The following is a 2,116-nucleotide window of genomic DNA, read 5'->3' on the forward strand; positions in this document are numbered from 1 at the left end:
AGGCAGCCAAACTCATTCTTTTTTTCATATTATCCCCACATCCCACTATTTTTTGTATTATTTCCAATATATACTAAAATATTACAATATAAGATTAAGCTGTAAAATAATTAAAAAAATATCTGTTTTTCTTGCAACGTTTCTAATATGTTTAAAGTCTAATAGTTGAAAGGTGGATTATACATGTGCGAGCTGAACAAAGTAAAAAAGGCTATGGCTGGAAATAAAATAGCCTTTCAAGAGTTAGTTTTAAAAGAAAAGGATCATCTCTATAGAATGGCTTATATCTATATGAAAAATGAAAACGATGCGCTGGATGTTGTGCATGAGAGTGTTTTTAAAGCGTATAAATCAATTAAAAAATTAAAAGAACCCAGTTACTTTTCAACCTGGTTAACGAGGATCATAATTAACACTTCAATAAATTTTTTGAAGAAAAAAAACTTATATGATGTGGTCCCGGTCGATTACGAAGAGATTCAAGGAGATATAAATCATACTAAGGTGGAAGAACGACTAGATTTGCTTCAAGCCATTAATCAGTTAGAGGAACGGTTCAAAACACTTATTCTACTTCGATATTATAAAGACTTATCCATAAAAGAAATTGCACGCGATTTTAATTGTCCTGAAGGGACGATAAAAGCTCAGTTACATAGAGCAACAACTAAACTAAGAATGAATCTTAAGGAGGGTACGGTTTATGAAGAAGATCCAAAAAGAAATGGAACAAATTAATGTTCCGAAAAGGAAACTTGAAGAAACTATAAATAGTGCCATTGAAAAAGGGGATAGAAGAGTAAGAAGAAGAAAAATATTTACTGGAACGGCAGCAGCTGGATTATTTCTGACAATCTCTTTGGGTTATTTCTCCACTTCTCCTGCAATGGCAAGCTTTGTTTCTACTATTCCCATTTTAAATTCGATCATTGAACCTGAAAGTGATATTACAGAGAGAATAGATAGTAAACTGAACGCTGAAAATATTAAGTTAAGTTATGTGAGTGCAACATATAGACCCGATAAGATCATTGAGGTAGGAGTTTTAAGTAATAATAATGAAGATTTTTCACCTATAAAGGAAAACGTAACGAATATAGTTAAGGATGTTTTACAAAAAGATAAGTTAGATGCTTTTTCTGTTAAAGTATTTAAAGTGGATAAAGATGACATCCAAAAAATAGCAAAGGCTCATGAAAAACCAGCTTCCTTTGAAAAGGAAATTATGGATACATTAAATGACCATAATATAAATGTAGTTGCTTATGGCATTTCAACAAAGTCTAAAGAGGTAAATATGAAGATAAAAGCTTCACCAGAGTACTTTAAGGACATAAAACAAAATACAGAAGATATGATTCGTAAGATTCTTGTCTCAAACAACCAAACAGGATATTCCATTAATTTAAAACGACAAGACGAGTACGATGATAACGTGGCAATTTATATTGTACCTTCAATAGGCGATGAAATAATGGGTAAAAAAATGTATAACGCAACTAGTATCTCGTACACCCTAGATCCTGAACTAACTATAATCATTAAAACATCCATTCCAGATAGCTCAGCTGAATCAAAAGAATTTGGAACTAGAATGGAACGCAATATAAAAACCATCTTATCTTCAGAAAAAACAAAGCCTTTATTGGAAGGAAAACCTTATTCAATTAAGATATACAATAAAGAACAGGAACAAATTAATCTTTAATTGCTGTTCCCTTCAAGGGAACCTTCTATTGCATGGATCGTTTGGTGTTAGCGCACCAAGCGATTTTTTTTAATATACTTATTTGATATTAACAGGACTACAAATTTTCGTAGAGAGCTTTAAAGGAAAGCCGAGCTTCCTTTGAGTAGAAAAACTCGGCTTTTTTATATCGAATTCTGCTTAACGTATGTTTTTCGAGTTTTGCTACCGGCTTGAATACTAAGTAAAAATAGGGGTACCGCCACATGCCCATCAAGCTAAGTTTAAACAATACCTTCAAAAATGAAAAAACGCTATGCTTATCATAAGAAGTTTACGAGAAAGGATGGTGTTTTTTATGAATCCTATCGTCTCCAGTGAACTGACACTTTTTGCAAAAGAATTACAACGTTTTCTATCCCCAATAGT

The 2,116-nt window shown here is 32.1% G+C and carries 2 protein-coding genes; both read left to right on the forward strand.

The features are described 5' to 3' along the window. Positions 1–183 precede the first annotated feature (183 nt). Entirely contained in the window at positions 184–738 is a 555-nt protein-coding gene (locus N9I19_RS24545; protein WP_317779299.1) for a sigma-70 family RNA polymerase sigma factor, read from the forward strand. Then, a complete protein-coding gene (locus tag N9I19_RS24550; protein ID WP_317779300.1) occupies positions 704–1,708 on the forward strand; it encodes a DUF4030 domain-containing protein in 1,005 nt (334 codons plus the stop codon). Before N9I19_RS24545 ends, N9I19_RS24550 begins: the two co-directional genes overlap by 35 nt. Positions 1,709–2,116 lie beyond the last annotated feature (408 nt).

This window comes from Peribacillus sp. CSMR9, assembly GCF_033141925.1.
Taxonomy (GTDB): Bacteria; Bacillota; Bacilli; order Bacillales; family DSM-1321; genus Peribacillus; species Peribacillus simplex_A.

What these genes read in the sequence shown, in the direction of transcription:
- N9I19_RS24545 (WP_317779299.1), top strand. Translation starts at nt 184, where the DNA reads ATGTGCGAGCTGAACAAAGTAAAAAAGGCTATGGCTGGAAATAAAATA.
- N9I19_RS24550 (WP_317779300.1), top strand. Translation starts at nt 704, where the DNA reads ATGAAGAAGATCCAAAAAGAAATGGAACAAATTAATGTTCCGAAAAGG.